Raw genomic sequence first — 2,616 nt, forward strand, 5'->3', positions numbered from 1 at the left:
TCCCCCGGCCCGCCGCCGGCCACGCGGCGCACCCCGCCCGCGGGCCGGCGCGCCTCGGCCGCGATCAGCGCCCCCACCGCCGCCAGCAGCAGTACGGTGCCCAGCACCACGGCGCCGGTCAGCCGCTCCCCGAGCACCGCGACGGCGATCACCGCCGCGCTGACCGGCTCGATCAGCATGACCACCGACACCGTCGCGGCGCGCACCGCCGCGGCCCCGGTGAAGTACAGCGCGTACGCCAGCGCCGTCGGCACCACGGCCACGTACACCAGCAGCCAGAGCACCCGCGCCGGCTCGGCGGTGTGCGGCAGCAGCCCCTCCACCGCCGCGAGCGGCAGCAGGCACACCGCACCCACCGCCACCGACCACGCGGTGGTGACCAGCGGGTCCCCGCCCGCCCCGCGCCGCCCGAGCCACCGCGCCCGCAGCGTCATCGCCGCGTACCCGGCGGCCGACAGCAGCGCCCAGCCGACCCCGAGCGGCCGCACCTCACCGCCCCCGGAGCCCAGCACCAGTACGGCCAGCCCCGCGAGGGCACCGCCGACGGCGGCCACCCCGCCGGCGCCCAGCCGCTCGCCCATCCAGTACCGGCCGCCCAGCGCGATCAGCACGGGCCCCGCCCCGAGGGTGACCACGGTGCCGACCGCCAGGCCGGTCTCGCGCACGGCCCCGAAGTAGGCGGCCTGGAACAGGGTGAACATCAGCCCGGTGGCGATCAGCGAAGCCGCCGACGGCCGGGCGGGCCGGGCCGCCCGAGCGGGGCGGCGGCGTACGGCGAGCACCGCGAGCAGCACCGCCAGCCCGCCGGCGCAGCGCTAGAAGGACAGGGCGAGCGGACCGAGGTCACTGGCTATGTAGAGGAGGGAGGCGGCCGCCCCGGCGGTGCCCCAGGCGGCTCCGGCGACGACGAGGTACAGCAGGCTGCGCCCGGCGGCGGGCGAGTGGTTCGACACGTGTTTCTCCGCGCATGCGTGAAGGACGAGGACAGGAGGTCATCGCTTCGCGGGCAGCGCGTACCGGCCCGGGGGCTCCCCGGGCGGGTCGTACGTCGTTCTGGAGGCAGCCGCCCGCGCTAGGCGGCCGGCGGCGGGAGAACCGCGGAGAAAACGGTGCGAGGCATGTCCAGCACCCTACGCGGCCCCCGGCGCGCGGACCACCCCTGACCGGAATCCTCGCCCCCGGATTCCGTGCGGACGGCTACGCGCTGGAAGGTTCCCGGTCCTGCACCGGGGGCAGCGGCGCCTCCTGGGCGACCACCGGCGCGGGCCGCGAGGACTGCGCGATGAAGGCGCCCCCGAGCACCAGAGCGCCGCCCAGCACCTGCGGGCCGGAGAGCTGCTCCCCGAGCAGCACCCAGGCCAGGACGGTGGCGACGACCGCTTCCAGACACGCCACCACGCCCGCGACCTGCGGCGAGAGCCTGCGCACCGAGACCACGCCGGTCAGGTACGCGAACACGGTGGCGACCAGCACCACCCACGCCAGCAGCGCCAGGGCCGGGACCCGGAGGTCGCCCATGGCGGCGTCCCCGCCCAGCACCTGCCAGTCGATCCGCCAGGGGCGGGCGATCACGGTCATCACCAGGGCGCCGACGATCATGCCGTGCGCGATCACGCCCAGCGGGTCCGGCGCGTCCTCGGCGTCGGCGCCCTGGTCCGCGAAGACGAAGTAGAAGGCCTGGCAGCAGGCGGCCGCGAGGCCGAGGAGCACTCCGAACAGGTCCAGGCGCAGACCCGCCCAGATCTCGACCACGCAGGCCAGCCCGGCCACGGCCACGGCGGCGCCGGCCGCGGCCGCGCGGGTCACGGGCTTGCGCTGCACGAAGCGTATGTAGCCGAGCAGCAGCGCGGGCCCCAGGTACTCCAGCAGCAGGGCCACGCCCACCGGGATCCGGGACAGGGAGGCGAAGTAGAAGGCCTGCACGCCCGCGACGGCGACCAGCCCGAAGCCGGCCAGCAGCAGGGGCTTGCGCCGCACCAGGGCCCGGTGCCGCCAGGCGAGCGGGGACAGCACCAGGGCCGCTCCGGCCACCCTGAGCCACACCATGTGCAGCGGGTCCAGACCCGCCTCGATCAGCGGCTTCGCCGCGACACCCGAACCGCCGAACGCGCATGCCGAGACGAGGGCGAGGCCCAGTCCGGCGTTCTTCCCTGACGCTTGCATCCGGTCATCATGGCAGGGCCGGACAGGAGCGTCATCCGCGAGACACCTGTTGAGACACACCCGAGATCATCCTGCCGGGAACTCCCGTATCTGACAGTCCGTCAGTCTTGTATGTTCCGCCCGCCGGGGCTACCTTCCGCCGCACGTACCCGACGAGAAGGGGTGGACGCATGGCTGAAGTCACCGCGGAATCACGCATCGAGGCGCCCGCCGCGAAGCTCTGGGCCCAGCTGACCGACTGGGACGCGTACGGGCAGTGGAGCATGACGCACACCGACTTCCCGAAGGGCGGACCCCGGACCCTCGCGGTCGGATCCACCTTCAGCGAGAACATGAAGATGATGGGATTCCCCGCCGAGGTCCTGTGGACGGTCTCGGAACTGGAGGAGCAGCGCGTCTTCGCCATCACCGGCAAGGGCCCGATGGGCGTCGCGGTACTCACCCGCTACACCC

Annotated in this window: 2 protein-coding genes and 1 pseudogene; 1 reads left to right on the forward strand and 2 read right to left on the reverse strand. The window is 74.5% G+C overall.

The annotated features are described in order from the left end of the window. Both SSNG_RS05825 and SSNG_RS05830 read right to left on the reverse strand, forming a co-directional pair. Positions 1-953 (reverse strand): annotated as a pseudogene (locus SSNG_RS05825) (EamA family transporter); the annotation flags it as partial. A gap of 244 nt (positions 954-1,197) precedes the next feature. Further along, the gene (locus SSNG_RS05830; protein WP_050779554.1) at positions 1,198-2,163 is read right to left on the reverse strand and encodes an EamA family transporter; all 966 of its coding nucleotides are present in this window, start codon (positions 2,161-2,163) and stop codon (positions 1,198-1,200) included. Between the two features lie 170 nt (positions 2,164-2,333). On the opposite strand from SSNG_RS05830, the gene SSNG_RS05835 reads away from it, so the two are divergent. Then, on the forward strand, positions 2,334-2,616 hold a 283-nt coding region (locus SSNG_RS05835), incomplete at its 3' end, for an SRPBCC family protein (RefSeq protein WP_042800589.1).

Origin of the sequence: Streptomyces sp. C, assembly GCF_000158895.1 — a bacterium.
Taxonomy (GTDB): Bacteria; Actinomycetota; Actinomycetes; order Streptomycetales; family Streptomycetaceae; genus Streptomyces; species Streptomyces racemochromogenes.

Excerpts from the sequence above, each read along its gene's own strand:
- SSNG_RS05830 (WP_050779554.1), bottom strand. The coding sequence starts at position 2,163 with ATGCAAGCGTCAGGGAAGAACGCCGGACTGGGCCTCGCCCTCGTCTCG.